12 protein-coding genes are annotated in these 15169 nt (G+C 50.8%); 1 reads left to right on the forward strand and 11 read right to left on the reverse strand.

The features are described 5' to 3' along the window. Positions 1 to 50 precede the first annotated feature (50 nt). The 11 genes from argH to hpf all read right to left on the reverse strand — a co-directional run bounded on the left by argH (position 51) and on the right by hpf (position 14024). Positions 51 to 1466, reverse strand: a complete 1416-nt coding sequence (gene argH / locus TY10_RS25225) for an argininosuccinate lyase (RefSeq protein ID WP_042169988.1) — start codon at positions 1464 to 1466, stop codon at positions 51 to 53. Positions 1467 to 1564: 98 nt separating this feature from the next. Then, positions 1565 to 2800, reverse strand: coding sequence for an argininosuccinate synthase (locus TY10_RS25230; protein ID WP_042169991.1), 1236 nt, complete (start codon positions 2798 to 2800; stop codon positions 1565 to 1567). A 39-nt stretch (positions 2801 to 2839) separates the two neighbouring features. Then, positions 2840 to 3796 (reverse strand): ornithine carbamoyltransferase, encoded by a 957-nt coding sequence (gene argF / locus TY10_RS25235; protein ID WP_042169994.1) that lies wholly within the window; start codon positions 3794 to 3796, stop codon positions 2840 to 2842. A 114-nt stretch (positions 3797 to 3910) separates the two neighbouring features. After that, positions 3911 to 5110, reverse strand: coding sequence for an acetylornithine transaminase (locus tag TY10_RS25240; protein ID WP_042169996.1), 1200 nt, complete (start codon positions 5108 to 5110; stop codon positions 3911 to 3913). A 51-nt stretch (positions 5111 to 5161) separates the two neighbouring features. After that, a complete protein-coding gene (gene argB / locus TY10_RS25245; RefSeq protein ID WP_042169998.1) occupies positions 5162 to 5947 on the reverse strand; it encodes an acetylglutamate kinase in 786 nt (261 codons plus the stop codon). Positions 5948 to 5977: 30 nt separating this feature from the next. Then, positions 5978 to 7231, reverse strand: coding sequence for a bifunctional ornithine acetyltransferase/N-acetylglutamate synthase (gene argJ, locus TY10_RS25250; RefSeq protein ID WP_042170000.1), 1254 nt, complete (start codon positions 7229 to 7231; stop codon positions 5978 to 5980). Positions 7232 to 7287: 56 nt separating this feature from the next. Next, positions 7288 to 8337, reverse strand: coding sequence for an N-acetyl-gamma-glutamyl-phosphate reductase (gene argC / locus TY10_RS25255; RefSeq protein WP_042170001.1), 1050 nt, complete (start codon positions 8335 to 8337; stop codon positions 7288 to 7290). Between the two features lie 139 nt (positions 8338 to 8476). Next, the gene (locus tag TY10_RS25260) at positions 8477 to 9316 is read right to left on the reverse strand and encodes a YitT family protein (RefSeq protein ID WP_238328014.1); all 840 of its coding nucleotides are present in this window, start codon (positions 9314 to 9316) and stop codon (positions 8477 to 8479) included. Between the two features lie 188 nt (positions 9317 to 9504). Then, positions 9505 to 10612, reverse strand: a protein-coding gene (prfB, locus tag TY10_RS25265; protein WP_155986048.1) for a peptide chain release factor 2 whose coding sequence is annotated in 2 segments (ribosomal slippage) — positions 9505 to 10539 and positions 10541 to 10612 — 1107 coding nt in all. Because the reading frame shifts where the segments join, the coding sequence is not laid out codon by codon here. A 154-nt stretch (positions 10613 to 10766) separates the two neighbouring features. Next, on the reverse strand, positions 10767 to 13277 hold the full coding sequence (secA, locus tag TY10_RS25270; RefSeq protein WP_042170003.1) for a preprotein translocase subunit SecA: 2511 nt from the start codon (positions 13275 to 13277) through the stop codon (positions 10767 to 10769). Positions 13278 to 13475: 198 nt separating this feature from the next. Continuing rightward, positions 13476 to 14024 carry a ribosome hibernation-promoting factor, HPF/YfiA family gene (hpf, locus tag TY10_RS25275; protein ID WP_042170005.1) on the reverse strand — a complete coding sequence of 183 codons (549 nt, stop codon included), beginning with the start codon at positions 14022 to 14024 and terminating at the stop codon, positions 13476 to 13478. Positions 14025 to 14437: 413 nt separating this feature from the next. Here hpf and TY10_RS25280 point away from each other — a divergent pair. Further along, a partial coding sequence (locus TY10_RS25280; protein WP_042170008.1) for a hypothetical protein occupies positions 14438 to 15169 on the forward strand: 732 nt, incomplete at its 3' end.

The raw sequence follows: 15169 nt of genomic DNA on the forward strand, positions 1-15169 counted from the left end.
CAGGTGTCTGTCGTAACCGACCCTTGAGGCTTCTATCCATTCTATTTGAATTACTGGCTGCGCTCCGCGTATTCCGTTACCCAAGCCGCAGCTTCGGAGAGGTTTTGCTCCGCGCGCTCAATCGCGCCTTGCACCTGCACCTTCGCTGTACCGCCGTATACGTTGCGGGCATCAACGACTTGCTCCGGCTGGAGCACCGCATAAATGCGGTCATCGAACAACGTCGAGAATTGTTTGAACTCTTCCAGCGTAAGATCGAGCAAATATTTGTTCTGCTCGATGCAGTAAAGCACCGTTTTACCAATAACTTCATGCGCTTGACGGAAAGGAAGCCCTTTGCCAACGAGGAAGTCGGCAATATCCGTTGCATTGGAGAAGTCCTGGTTGACCGCTTGGCGCATCCGGTCCTTGTTGACCTTCATCGTCGCGATCATCGGCGTGAACAACTGCAGTGCACCCTGCATCGTTTTCACCGTATCGAACATGCCTTCTTTATCTTCCTGCATGTCCTTGTTGTAAGCAAGCGGAAGCGACTTCAGCACCGTCAGCAAGCCAACAAGGTTGCCGTAGACACGGCCTGTTTTGCCGCGAACGAGCTCCGGCACGTCCGGATTTTTCTTTTGCGGCATAATGCTGCTGCCTGTGCAAAACGCATCATCCAGCTCCACGAAACGGAATTCCGTGCTCGACCACAGGATAAGCTCCTCGCTGAGACGCGACAGATGCATCATGATGATCGAAGCATGGGACAAGAACTCCAGAATGAAGTCGCGGTCGCTGACAGCGTCCAGGCTGTTCTCGTATACACGGTCGAACTTCAGTTGGCTGGCTACGAAATGACGATCGATCGGGAACGTCGTTCCCGCCAGTGCACCCGCTCCGAGCGGCAGTACATTGATCCGCTTGTAGCTGTCCTGCAGACGCTCCAAGTCACGGCCGAACATCGATACGTAAGCCATCAGATGATGAGCGAACAGAATCGGCTGCGCCCGTTGTAGATGCGTATAACCCGGTACGATCGTATCGATATTCGCTTTCGCCTGCTCGATAAGCGCCGTTTGCAGCTTTTGCAGCAGGTCGACAAATTCTACGACGCGCTTGCGCAAGTACAGGTGCATATCAGTCGCTACCTGATCGTTACGGCTCCGGCCCGTATGCAGCTTGCCGCCCACCGGACCTACATCATCAATCAGCGTTTTCTCAATATTCATATGAATATCTTCATCGGAGATGGAGAATTCCAGATCGCCGCGCTTAATTTTTTGCAGCACACGGTGAAGACCGTCTTTAATCGTCTCTACATCGTCAGCAGGCAGAATGCCTTGCTTGCCCAGCATCGTTACATGAGCCAGACTGCCTTGAATGTCCTCTTCGGCCAATTCTTTGTCAAATGTAATGGATGCCGTATATTCCTCTACTAATTGGTCGGTCTTTTTCGTGAACCGTCCGCCCCATAGTTTACTCACTGGTTCGTACACTCCCTTACGGATGCAAGCGTGCGGATAGGCCGCCGTCTCCGCGCAAAGCGAACATACAGCGACCTATCCCAATTTGATCCGGATTATTATTTATTGTTTTGCTGTACGCCGGAAGAAACTTTCAGACGCAAAGCGTTCAGACGGATAAAGCCGGTTGCATCGCCTTGATCGTAAGCTTGGGAAGGATCAGCTTCCATTGTTGCGATGTCCGGGTTGTACAGGCTCACAGGGCTCTTCACGCCTGCGCCGATAACGTTGCCTTTGTACAGCTTCAAGCGAACGACGCCTGTTACGTTCTTCTGCGACTCCGATACGAGCGCTTGCAGTGCAATACGCTCAGGTGCGAACCAGAAGCCGTTGTATACGAGCTGGCTGTATTTCGCCAGCAGTGAATCGCGGAGATTCATCACTTCACGGTCCATTGTGAGTGATTCCATTTTGCGGTGAGCAGAGAACAGGATCGTACCGCCCGGAGTTTCGTACACGCCGCGGCTCTTCATGCCGACAAAACGGTTCTCAACCATGTCAACACGGCCGATGCCATGCTTGCCGCCCAGCTCGTTCAGCTTATCCATAACGCCAAGCGGGCTAAGCTGCTCGCCGTTAACTGCCGTACAGTTGCCGGCTTCAAACGTAAGCTCTACATATTCCGCTTGGTCAGGAGCGCGCTCAGGCGAAACGCTCAGCACGTACATGCTCTCGTTTTCCTCGGAGCTTGGATCGAACCAAGGATCTTCCAGCATGCCGCTCTCAAAGCTGATGTGCAGCAGGTTGCGGTCTGTGGAATACGGCTTAGCAGCCGATGCCGTTACCGGAATACCATGTTGTTCTGCGTAAGCGATCATTTCTGCACGTCCAGGGAACTGGTCGCGGAACGCTTCTTCACGCCAAGGCGCGATGACTTTAATGTCCGGAGCCAGTGCTGCTGCATTCAGCTCAAAACGGACTTGGTCATTGCCTTTGCCCGTTGCGCCGTGTGCAATTGCTGTAGCGCCTTCAGCGCGAGCAATCTCAACCATACGCTTAGCGATAAGCGGACGAGCGATCGAAGTGCCGAGTAAATATTGTCCTTCATACAATGCGCCCGATTGGAACATCGGATAGATGAAGTCACTTGCGAACTCATCGCGCAGATCATCGATATATACTTTCGAAGCGCCTGTTGCCAGCGCCTTTGCTTCCAGACCGTCCAACTCTTCCTTTTGGCCGATATCAGCCGTGAACGCGATAATTTCTGCGTCATATGTTTCCTTCAACCATTTCAAGATAACGGACGTATCCAGTCCGCCGGAATAGGCCAATACGATTTTTTCTTTTGCCATGTGCTTGGTTGCACCCCTTAATTGTAATGTAAAACGGTATTACATAATTGCTGCCATGATCGCTTTTTGCGCATGCAGACGGTTCTCCGCCTGATCAAATATAATGGAATGCTTGCCATCGATAACGCCCTCGCTCACTTCTTCACCGCGATGCGCCGGGAGGCAGTGCATGAACATATAATCTTTGTTTGCGTATTTCATCAGCTCTTCATTCACTTGGTAGTCTGCAAAAGCAAGCTCGCGCTCTTTTTGCTCCGCTTCCTGCCCCATGCTCGCCCATACATCGGAGTAGATGATGTCAGCATCGGCAACCGCTTCTTTGGGATCGCGGCAAATGTGAATCGTCGCGCCTGTCTCAGCAGCATGCTCCTTCGATTGCTGAATCATGTTCGCATCCGGCTCGTAGCCTTCTGGCGTCGCCACCGAAATGTTAACGCCAAGCTTAGCCGCGCCCATCATCAGCGAATGAACGACGTTGTTGCCGTCACCGACATAAGCAACCTTCAGCCCTTCCAGCTTGCCCTTGTGCTCCAGAATCGTCTGGTAGTCGGCGAGCGCCTGACAAGGGTGGGAAAGGTCGGTCAGACCATTAATAACCGGAACCGTCGCACCGCGGGCAAGCTCCACCACATTACGGTGAGCGAACGTACGGATCATAATGCCGTCCAGATAACGCGACAGCACTTGCGCCGTATCAAGAATCGGCTCGCCGCGTCCGATTTGCAGATCATTGCCGCTCAGGAACAGCCCTTGGCCGCCCAACTGATAGATGCCAACCTCAAACGATACACGCGTACGCGTGGATGATTTTTCAAAAATCATGCCCAGCGTTTTGCCTTTCAGCAAATGATGCGTCTCGCCTGCTTTTTGCTTGCGCTTCAATTCGATCGCCAAATCGATCAGGTAACGAATTTCCTGCGGCGTATAGTCGACCAGCATAAGAAAGTCGCGGCCTTTCAAGCTCAAAGCCAGTTCTTCCTGCACTACATCTTGCATTGAAGTTCCTCCTCGGCGAATGCGGCGGCCCGGCAGCGTCTCATCGCTCTATTCATTCGATGCGATGATGCCCCCGGAGCTGCCCACTCCCTGTATTCTTCTATGTGCCTTATTCTAACGATTGTAACCGGCCAGCAGCTCTGTCAAAGTCGCTACCGCCGAATCGATCTCTTCATTCGTAACCAGCAAGTTCGGCAGCAGACGGATAACATTCGGCCCCGCTGTAATGACGAGCAAGCCCTGTTCCTGTGCCGCTGTAATAATCGAACCCACCGGCTCTGCGCACTCGATGCCAACGATTAGTCCGAGGCCGCGCACTTCCTTCACAAACGAGTTGCCCGCCAATTTGGAGCGCAGCTCGCTGATCAGATACTCGCCTGCTTCTGCTGCACGCTGCGGCAGCTTCTCGCCTACGATCTCTTCGATTGTCGCTTTTACGACGGCCGTCGCAATCGGTGTGCCGCCAAACGTCGAGCCGTGGCTGCCAGACCCAAACGCTTCGCGCAGCTTCTCCTTCGCAACAGCTGCTCCAACCGGGAAGCCGCTGCCAAGACCTTTAGCCAGCGTGAAGATGTCCGGTTCAATGCCGTAATGCTCATAAGCGAACAGCTTGCCGGTACGTCCCATTCCCGTCTGAATTTCGTCGACGATGAGCAGAATGCCGTTTTTCTCACAAAGCTGTGCCAAGTCTTTCACAAATTGTGGATCAGCCATCAGAATGCCGCCTTCAGCCTGAACCATTTCCAGCATGATGGCTGCGGTTTTGTCCGAAATAGCTGCTTCAACTGCGCTGATATCGTTAATCGGTATATACTTGAAGCCTTCCGGAAGCGGGGCAAAGCCTTCCTTCACCTTCTCCTGACCAGTAGCAGTCAGTGTCGCCAGCGTCCGTCCGTGGAAGGACTGCTCGAACGTGATAATCTCGTAACGTCCATTGTTCAGCACCTTCTGGTTGTAACGGCGGGCCAGCTTGAACGCTGCCTCATTCGCTTCCGCGCCAGAGTTGCTGAAGAACACGGCATCGCCACAGCTGTTATCCGTAATCAACTTCGCCGCATCTTCCTGGTTCGGAATGCGGAATAAATTCGATACATGCCACAACTCGTCAAGCTGCTTCACCAAAGCTTCCTTTACTTTACGGGGAGCATGGCCCAGATTCGTCACGGCAATGCCGCTCATGAAATCGAGGTAGCGCTTGCCTTGATCATCCCACAGGTAGCTTCCTTCCCCTTTAACCAGCGCGATCGGAAATCTGCCGTATGTAGGCAGCAACGATTGACCGGCGTCAACCGCCGCCGTTTTCGTATCGCTCATTAATGATACCCGCCCTTCTATCGTTTTCTGACTTGCTCTTCGTCATTTATGTTATCGGATGATTCGCGTGCCTACGCCGCCTTCTCGCACGGCTTGCGTCAATACGCCTGGCTGCTCACCGCTCACGATGACTACTTCTTGCACACGTCCCTGGATACACTGCACAGCAGCTCGTACCTTCGGAATCATGCCGCCGTAGATCTCGCCGCTTTCAATCATCGCCTCGATCTCTTCGACCGTTACCGACGGGAGAACAACCTTTTCGCCATCAACCGTCTTCATAATGCCCGGCACATCCGTCACCACGATCATTTGCTCAACACCCAGATGCGAAGCGACCGCTCCCGCCGCCGTATCCGCATTGATGTTGTAGCGCTGGCCGCTGCCATCAATGCCAATCGGCGCGATAACCGGCATATAGCCCATCGCCATAACGCCTTCGATAACGTTCGCATTTACGTCCGTTACATCACCTACAAAACCGATCTCATCGGCATTTGCCACCGGCTTTGCCTGAATCAGCAAACCGTCGACGCCGGACAAGCCAAGCGCCTGTGCTCCATTGGATTGGATTTTGCGGACAATTTCCTTATTGATCCGGCCGGCAAGCACCATCTCCACGACATCAAGCACCGCTTCATTCGTTTTGCGCAAGCCGTTGACGAAGCCCGTCTCAATGCCAAGCTTGGTCAGCGTCTCCGATATCGCCGGTCCGCCGCCATGTACGATGACGGGATGTACGCCGGACTGCTGCAGCTCCCTAAGCTCACCGAAGAAAGAATCAGGCAGCGCCGCCAGCGTGCTTCCGCCGCATTTCATTACAAATCGTTGTGCCATGTTGAATCGTTCCCCTTTACCCGCATTCCGTTACGTGCGGTAAGCCGCATTAATGCGTACATAGTCATAGGTCAGATCGCAGCCCCATGCCGTCGCGGAGCCGTTCTCCAAGTGCAAATCTACTTTAATTAGAACGGTATCGCCCTTCAAGTATTCAAGCGCTGCGTCTTCATCGAAAGCGACAGGGCGTGACTGCTCCAGTGTCAGTATGCTTCCGAGACTCACGTCTACCGTCTCCGGATTAACAGGCTCGCCTGCACGACCAGCAGCCGCAATGATCCGTCCCCAGTTCGCATCCGCGCCAAATACGGCAGATTTTACGAGCGATGATCCGATGATCGTCTTCGCTATTGCACGTGCCGATTCATCGCTGACTGCGCCGTTCACCTGAACCTCAACCAGCTTCGTTGCGCCTTCGCCATCACGGGCGATCGCTTTCGCGAGTACTTCGCACACATAACGAACTGCCGCCGCGAAATCCGCCCAGCCTTGGTGCTCTGGCGTAAGCTCAGCATTACCTGCAAGGCCGCTCGCCATTGCAACGAGCATATCATTCGTGCTCGTATCGCCATCGACCGTAATCATGTTAAAGGTAAGGTCCGTCACTTCACGCAGCAGCTGGTGCAGCGGCTCGCTGTCAATGGCCGCATCCGTCGTTACGAAGCCAAGCATCGTAGCCATATTCGGATGAATCATACCGGAGCCTTTAGAAGCGCCGGCAACGTGAATGAGCTTGCCGTCGATTTCAACCGATACGCAGACCATTTTCTGAACAAGGTCGGTCGTAAGAATCGCTTGGCAAAAATCGTCCGAGCCCGCACGATCCGACGCCAGCGCCGCAGGCAATGCGTCAATACCGCCGCGTACCTTGTCCATCTTGAGCAGCTCGCCGATAACGCCGGTCGAAGCTACCGCAACCTGATCAGCTTCCACGCCGATCTGCTCAGCAAACCTTGAACGCATCTCGTAGGCGTCTGCTTCCCCTTGTTTGCCAGTTACAGCATTAGCGTTGCCGCTGTTCACCAGTACGGCACGAAGCTTCCCGTCTGAACCGATGCTCTCGCGCGTCACCTTAAGCGGTGCAGCCTGGAACACATTCGTCGTATAGACGCCAGCCGCTGCGGCAGGCACCTCGCAGACAATCGCTCCCAGATCATGCCGGGTTGATTTCTTCAAACCGCAGTGCAGCCCGCCAGCCGTAAAGCCTTTAGGTGTCGTAATCGAGCCCTCCGCCACGACCGTGAACGGCGCGGCTGTCGCATTTGAACCTTGCTCCAGTCCCATGATTGAATCGTTTCTCCTTCATCTATTTCAAGTATGCTGCACGTTGCTAAATCTGTTTATGGATATACCGGCACGAATTGCAAACCGAGCGTCTCGTCCCAGCCCATCATTAAATTCAAGTTTTGAATCGCTTGGCCAGCCGCCCCTTTGACAAGGTTGTCGATGACCGAAATGACCGTTACCCGTCCTGTGCGCTCATCCACCGCAAAGCCGATATCACAATAGTTGGAGCCCCATACTTCCTTCGTTGTCGGCCAATTGCCTTCGCCGCGTACGCGCACGAATGGACGGCCCGCATAGTAACTGCGATATAGGTCGATAAAATCAGCCGCTTTACGGCCGCCTTGCACCGTCGCATACATCGTAGACATAATGCCCCGCGTCATCGGCACTAGATGTGTCGTGAATGTCGTCACTACCTCGCGTCCAGCCGCGTCGGAGAGCACCATTTCGATTTCAGGAATGTGCTGATGCTTATTCAGCTTGTAAGCTTTGAAGTTTTCGTTGAGCTCGGAGTAATGCGTGCCAAGGCTGGCACCGCGTCCCGCTCCCGAAACGCCCGATTTGGCGTCGATAATAATGGTCGACGGATCGATCCAGCCCGCCTGCAAAGCCGGCACAAGACCCAATACCGTCGCTGTCACATAGCAGCCCGGATTGGAAATCAACGATGCGCCGCGCACCTTGTCGCCATATACTTCGGACATGCCGTAAACGGCCTGCTCCAAATACGCTTTGTCAGCCGGTTCTTTCTTATACCATTGCTCGTATAAAGCTGTATCCTGCAGACGGAAATCGCCCGACAGGTCGATAACCTTGAGGCCTGCCTCCAGATATTGCGGAGCCAGCTTCGATGCGATTCCCGCAGGTGTTGCTGTAAATACAACATCGGCCTTTTCGCGAATGGCTGCCGGATCTACATCGTCTAGCAGCTCCGTCCGGATGTTCGTCAAATGAGGATAACCTTCCGTAATCGGCGTGCCCGCACTAGAGGAGGAAATCACCGATGTGACTTCAACCAAGGGGTGGGATGCCAGTAGACGGATCAATTCAACGCCGCCGTAACCCGTAGAGCCAACGATGGCTGCTCTTAATTTATTAGTCATGATTCTTCTCTCCCTATGAGATCTATCATTATATTTTACATGATTCAATAGCCCATGGAAATAACGTCTTGTTTCGTATTATTATACAGTCGTATTCATAATAATACAACGCAAAAATAACCCGATGGCAGACGTTTCCTTACTCTAATTTAAACCCTTGTCCAACGACTTCCGCCGTGTCGCTAATAATAACGAAAGCATCCGGATCGATGGCCTTAACCAGCTGTTTCAGCTTCGCAACCTCGGTTTGTCCAACGACGACCATCAACACCGTCCGGCCTTCTCCCGTATACCCTCCACGGGCATCCAGCTTGGTCAGTCCACGGTCCAAATCATGCAAGACCGCTTCCGCCAGCTCCTCTGTATGCTCGCTAATAATAAAGGCTACTTTCGAGACCGATAAACCGCTCTGTACGATATCGATTGTCTTGCTGGTCACGAACAGACCAATAAGCGCATAAAGCGCAACCTCCGGCGAAATGATGATGCCAGCAGCTACAATGACGCAGCCGTCAAAGCAGGCGACTGCGAGACCCAGCGGCAAGCCCGTAAACCGATGAAGAATTTGCGCCGCAAGAGCCAGTCCACCAGTTGAGCCGCGTCCGCGGAATACGAGACCAAGACCAAGGCCTACGCCGATACCTCCGTAGATTGCCGCCAGCAGCGCATTGTGGGTAGGCGGCTGCCAGTGGGAGCTCATGAGGACGAACAAGGGCAGCAATGCGGAGCCAATTAGCGTATTGAGCGCGAATTTGCGTCCAATCAGCCACCAGCCTGCGAAAAACAAGGGAATGTTGAGCGCCCATTGTGAAATGGCCGGTGTAATGCCAGTCAACCGCTGCACCAGAATCGAAACGCCGGAGACACCGCCAGATGCAATTCCGTTAGGCAGCAGGAACAGGTTAAAGCTAATCGCAACAATCAGCGAGCCCAATATGACTTGAATGACGCCCCAAGCTGCCTGCTGTTTTTTGCTCATCGGCTTCTTGTGCCGTTTCCGCTGCTTTTGCCTGACGGCACTTTCGGTTGCAATAGCCACGAAGTTCATATCCCCTTTCCAGTTCTGGTGTGTCTGTTTTGCCTATGTATGACGCAAAAAAAGAAGAGCTCCTCCAATCAGTATCGGAACTCTTCTTATAGCCTATGCGCATTCGTGCATATTAGCGGCTATTCCTTGCGAATTTGATGGCGCAAATAACCGTCGATAAAGGCGCTAATGTCGCCGTCCATTACGGCGCCCACATTGCCGGTCTCCACATCCGTGCGATGATCTTTCACCATGCTGTACGGATGGAAAACGTAAGAACGGATTTGACTGCCCCAGGCGATGTCAGATTGCTCGCCGCGAATTTCAGCCAAATGCTGCCGTTGCTCCTCGATTTTACGCTCATAAAGCTTTGACCGGAGCATGTTCATCGCACGCTCGCGGTTCTGAATCTGCGAGCGCTCCTGCTGACAGGCAACGACGATGCCGGAAGGAATATGCGTAATCCGGATGGCCGACTCCGTCTTATTGACGTGCTGTCCGCCGGCGCCGCTGGCGCGATACGTATCGACCTTTAAATCCTCACTGCGGATTTCGATTTCAATATCATCCGTAATCTCCGGTACGACATCACAAGAAACGAAAGACGTATGGCGACGGCCCGACGAGTCAAATGGTGAAATCCGCACTAATCGGTGCACGCCCTTCTCCGCCTTCAAATACCCGTAGGCGTTGTAGCCTTTTACAGCTATCGTTACACTCTTGATTCCCGCTTCATCGCCGTCCTGATAATCCAGAACTTCGACCTTAAAGCCGCGTTTCTCCGCCCAGCGCGTATACATGCGGTAGAGCATTTGGCCCCAGTCCTGAGACTCTGTACCGCCAGCGCCCGGATGCAGCTCCAAAATAGCGTTCAGCTTGTCATACGGCTGATTAAGCAGCAATTGCAGCTGGAAATCGTTAACCTTCGCTACTAATGCGGCGGTGCCTTCAACAATATCGGCTTCGATCGAATCATCGTCTTCGCCTTCCGCCAGCTCCAGCATCGTCTCCAAATCCTCTTGATCGCTATTCAAACGCTCATATTGCTCAACGACCGATTTGACAGCGTTCAGCTCAGCGATCAAGCTTTGAGCTTTTTCATTATCGTCCCAGAAGTCGGGAACGGTCATTTTCTCTTCATAGTTGGCAATCATCTCTTGCTTAAGGTCTAAGTCAAAGAGACCCCCTAAGTTCTTGGAGACGCTTCGCTGTTTCACGCAAATCCTGTTTTACCGTTATATCGATCATAGCGTTTGCTTCACCTCAATTTAAGTTTGAACCGCATAAACGCGCCGTCCCTTGCGCGAGGGCGGAAGAACCACGCCTCGCGCGACAGTGACTGACGCGTCTGTTTCTTTTTTACCGTATGCGCCTGAACAGTATTCCGTTCTTTAACGGCTTCTTATTTCTCAACGCCGTGGCATTGCTTATATTTCTTGCCGCTGCCGCAAGGACAAGGATCGTTCCGGCCTACACGGTCATTGCGTTTCACTGGACGCTTCTCCTGGCTTTCGCCCGGGCTGTTCGTCGTCGTCTGGCCCTGCGCCACCTCTTGGCGTTCCAGGTTGCTCTCAACGCGTGCCTTCATAATATATTTCGCGACTTCTTCCTGAATATGCTCAATCATTTCCTTGAACATCTCGAAGCCTTCGAATTGATACTCGCGAAGCGGATCCGTACCGCCATAAGCACGAAGGTGGATGCCCTGACGCAATTGGTCCATCGCGTCGATGTGATCCATCCACTTGCTGTCTACAGCGCGAAGCACGACAACCTTCTCGAACTCACGCATGGTCTCTTCACCAAGTTCTTCTTCACGCTGGTCATAGTAAGCAATGACCTTGTTGTAGATAAGCTCGTTGATTTCTTCTTTCTCTTTGCCCCACAGGTTGTCTTTCGTAAACGTATCCTCTGGCAAGAGCGTTGCGTGGACATAGTCCACAATCGCCTGCAGATCCCACTCTTCCGGAATATCCTCCGATGTATGCGCATCGACGATCCGGTCGATAACAGGCGTGATCATATCCAGGACAGCTTGACGGATATTTTCGGAGCTCATCACGTCTCGGCGCTGTTTGTAGATGACTTCACGCTGCTGGTTCATCACATCGTCATATTGCAAGACGACTTTACGGGTATCAAAGTTGTTGCCCTCTACCCGTTTTTGCGCGGATTCCACTGCACGGGAGATCATGCGGCTTTCGATAGGCTGATCGTCTTCAAGACCTAGACGCTCCATCATGCCCATAATGTTCTCGGAGCCGAAACGACGCATCAGTTCGTCCTCAAGCGACAGATAGAACTGCGAGGAGCCTGGGTCACCTTGACGTCCTGCACGGCCACGAAGCTGGTTGTCGATCCGGCGGCTCTCATGCCGTTCCGTACCGATAATATGAAGTCCGCCCAAATCGGCTACGCCATCACCCAGCAAAATGTCGGTACCACGGCCCGCCATGTTCGTCGCGATGGTCACCGATCCAGCTTGTCCTGCACGGGAGATGATTTCTGCTTCCTCGGCATGGAATTTCGCATTCAATACTTTATGTCCAACACCGCGGCGCTTGAGCATTTCTGCCAACTTCTCGGAGTTTTCGATGGAGATTGTACCCACGAGAACCGGCTGGTTCTTGCTGTGACGTTCCACGATTTCTTCGACAACAGCTTTGAACTTGCCAAGCTCGTTTTTATAGACGACATCGGCCAAGTCGCTCCGGATCATCGAACGGTTCGTAGGCACTTGAATAACGTCTAGGCCATAAATCCGCTTGAACTCCTCTTCCTCCGTCTTCGCCGTACCGGTCATACCAGCCAGCTTGCGGTACATCCGGAAGTAGTTCTGGAACGTAATCGTCGCCAGCGTCATGCTCTCGTTCTGAACCTTCAGCTGTTCCTTCGCTTCTATCGCTTGATGCAGACCGTCGCTATAGCGGCGGCCCGACATGAGACGGCCGGTGAATTCGTCGACGATAACGACTTCTTCTTCCTGCACGACATAATCGACGTCGCGTTTCATAATGACATGCGCCTTCAGCGCCTGCTGAATATGGTGGTTGAGCAGGACATTGGCATGATCAAATAAGTTCTCGATATGGAACGCTTTCTCTGCCTTTTCCACGCCCGCTTCCGTCAGCATAACGGTACGAAGCTTCACATCAATTGTGAAATCCTCTTCCGCTTTCAGACGGGTAATGAAACGATCCGCTGCAAAATACATCTCTGTCGACTTAGCGGCTTGTCCCGAAATAATAAGCGGAGTCCGAGCCTCGTCGACAAGGATGGAATCCACTTCATCTATAATCGCAAAATAGAGCGGACGTTGAACCATTTGCTCTTTGTACAACACCATGTTGTCACGCAAATAGTCAAAGCCAAACTCATTGTTCGTTCCGTACGTAATATCGCAAGCATAAGCTTCCTGCTTCTCTTCATGCGACAAGCCATGCATGTTGCAGCCGACCGTCAAGCCAAGGAAATTGTACAACTGGCCCATAATCTGGCTATCCCGCGATGCCAAGTAATCATTGACCGTAATGACATGAACGCCTTTGCCAAGCAATGCGTTCAAATAGACAGGAAGGGTAGCTACGAGCGTTTTACCTTCACCGGTTCTCATCTCGGCGATCTTGCCCTCATGCAGCACCATGCCGCCCATCAATTGCACATCGAAGTGGCGCATGCCAAGCGTACGCTTGGACGCTTCGCGCACGACAGCGAATGCCTCGGGCATAATTTGCTCCAGCGTATCGCCTTTTTCAAGACGTGCCTTAAACTCTTCGGTTTTATTGCGGAGCGCCTCATCCGACAAGCCGGAAATCCGGGACTCCAAACCGTTAACTTCTTCTACGGTCCGCGTGAGACGCTTGACCTCGCGCTCGTTTGCGTCACCAAATATTTTTTTCACTAGTCCGAGCATGGTCTTCCCCTTTCGTATTACGCCTGTTTGCCTTAAATTGTAACAGTTTGTAGAGACCGCCGCAATGAGTCGCTATCATTTCCAGCAATAGGCATGCTATCGATAATGAAAAGAGCCTTCTCCGGTGAAGGAAAAAGGCTCTGTTGATTGTATGAGTCATTAAGTATTCCTTGTTAATCCTGTATATTCGCTTGGCGGTCAGCCTTGCTCAATTAAGCCGTATTTGCCGTCGCTTCGCTTGTAAACGACATTCACTTCCTTATTGTCCACGTTGGAAAATACGAAAAAGTTATGGCCGACCATGTTCATCTGGAGAATCGCTTCCTCCACATCCATCGGCTTCAACGTAAAGCGCTTCGTTCTTACAAGCTCTAATTCGTCCTCTTCATCTAATACGCGGACAGCCGAGCCATTCGCCTCTTCCTTGAAGATTGTTCTTACACCGTTGCTGTTGCGGAATTTGCGGTTCAGCTTCGTCTTATGCTTACGGATCTGACGCTCCAGTTTGTCCACTACGACGTCAATGGAAGCGTACATATCCTGGCTCTTATCCTCAGCTCTGAGAAGGACTCCTACGAGCGGAATTGTCACCTCTACGGCATGCTGACCTTTCGTTACGGACAATGTTACGGTTGTTTCGGAGGCAGGTGCTTCAAAATACTTTTCCAAGCGGCTTAGCTTCTTCTCGGCATAATCTCTTAGTGCGTCTGTCACTTGAAAGCGTTGACCTCGAATGATGTATTTCATGGGGCATTCCTCCTTTACATGTTCTTATTATAACATAGGTGAAGGCCTATGACAAAACAGATTTTAGTTTATTGTGAATTTTCTGATAATTTGTTGAAAAAGCACAGATTCAGCTTATGCATATCCACGATACAAGCATGTGCCGTGAGACTTCCTAATCTAATTTTAATTATCATTTATTTTAAATAATTTAATGACGTAAATCTTTATTAATCGACATCAGCAGTCGATATGTATAGAGATATCTGCTATAACTTTATATTTATAATAGGAAGTACTATTCTAGTCAGAACACCAGTCTTTCAATTTCCCATAGTGTTTAAAAATATCAAATGTTGTACAAATAACTATTCGTTTATGTAACGACTCTGAGGCAGCAAATCAAATATTCGACGAAAGAGAGGGAATTAACAGTGAGTAAAATATTAATTTCCATTTTATCGACAATAGATAATCAAGAAAGATTAGACTCAATTTACGACAAATTTGAAGCAGAGGGGTTCCAAGTAGAGATATTCAGTGACGAAGTTAATTATGCATTTCAACTTACCAGCCTAGTAGATATTGTATCTTATTTAAAAGAACAAGAACGATATAGCGATGGCATACATAGGATATCCGTTTTATCCAATATTAGACCATTGCTGTTTTCGTGGTATAGATGCTATAACACTCTGGCCCAAGATTTTATTTATTTCGATGATGAATATAGTAACCATTATTCTTCCAACTTACAACATAGGAGTTTTATTGAGCAGCTCTCTGAATTCAACAATATTGATTACGAAGATATGATAGATAAAATATTTGTTTCCATTAATACGATGAGTAATTTAACAGATTTTTTAATACAAAACCATCGTTTTATATTCTTTGATCTAATCGAAAACTTCGACTACAACAACACTCCATCAAAACATAAAGATTCAAAAAATTATTACTATAATAAGCTTGAGTATCAATTTAACTTTACGGATAACAACAATTCGCAAAACATCTTCATCACCGAAAAGCAAATTCAGGATATTACTATTAACTCAGAATGGATTGCTTTACTTAAGGATAATGCTTACTTCGCTCTATACGCAATTTTTTACATTTATAAGATGGACATTGCTCAGTCTCTAAAAGATTCAACTCTAACT

It is taken from the genome of Paenibacillus gorillae (genome assembly GCF_000513275.1).
GTDB lineage: Bacteria > Bacillota > Bacilli > Paenibacillales > Paenibacillaceae > Pristimantibacillus > Pristimantibacillus gorillae.

Bases quoted from the DNA above. Each gene is read 5' to 3' on its own strand.
- TY10_RS25240 (WP_042169996.1), bottom strand. From the start codon at position 5,110: ATGAGCGATACGAAAACGGCGGCGGTTGACGCCGGTCAATCGTTGCTG.
- argJ (WP_042170000.1), bottom strand. From the start codon at position 7,231: ATGGGACTGGAGCAAGGTTCAAATGCGACAGCCGCGCCGTTCACGGTC.
- argF (WP_042169994.1), bottom strand. From the start codon at position 3,796: ATGCAAGATGTAGTGCAGGAAGAACTGGCTTTGAGCTTGAAAGGCCGC.
- argB (WP_042169998.1), bottom strand. From the start codon at position 5,947: ATGGCACAACGATTTGTAATGAAATGCGGCGGAAGCACGCTGGCGGCG.
- TY10_RS25260 (WP_238328014.1), bottom strand. From the start codon at position 9,316: ATGAGCAAAAAACAGCAGGCAGCTTGGGGCGTCATTCAAGTCATATTG.
- TY10_RS25230 (WP_042169991.1), bottom strand. From the start codon at position 2,800: ATGGCAAAAGAAAAAATCGTATTGGCCTATTCCGGCGGACTGGATACG.
- hpf (WP_042170005.1), bottom strand. From the start codon at position 14,024: ATGAAATACATCATTCGAGGTCAACGCTTTCAAGTGACAGACGCACTA.
- secA (WP_042170003.1), bottom strand. From the start codon at position 13,277: ATGCTCGGACTAGTGAAAAAAATATTTGGTGACGCAAACGAGCGCGAG.
- argC (WP_042170001.1), bottom strand. From the start codon at position 8,337: ATGACTAATAAATTAAGAGCAGCCATCGTTGGCTCTACGGGTTACGGC.